The sequence below is a fragment of the Anabaena sp. CCY 0017 genome (assembly GCF_963920885.1).
Classification (GTDB): Bacteria; Cyanobacteriota; Cyanobacteriia; order Cyanobacteriales; family Nostocaceae; genus Nodularia.
Map to the genome: position 1 here is coordinate 1 of NZ_CAWUDG010000125.1, position 233 is coordinate 233.

The 233-nt window shown below is 55.8% G+C and carries 1 protein-coding gene; it reads right to left on the bottom strand.

The features are described 5' to 3' along the window. A partial coding sequence (locus ACM0OW_RS25935) for an alanine:cation symporter family protein (RefSeq protein WP_414553602.1) occupies positions 1-233 on the bottom strand: 233 nt, incomplete at both ends.

Sequence of the window (233 nt, forward strand, 5' to 3'; positions counted from 1 at the left end):
TGGTTCAGAAAGTCATCCACGCTGACCTTCACCACCTTGAACAACAGAAACACGGCGACGATATTGATGCTGGCGCACAGGCCCATCACCACATTGGCCGTGTTCCATGCCAGGTCCAGCGAGGCCTGCGCGCCGATGAACAGGACCCCTATCGTGACGATCCGGTATGCGTTCACCGTCAGGCGCTTATCCGAGATGTACTTGAGGTTCATCTGGCCGATGTAATACGAACC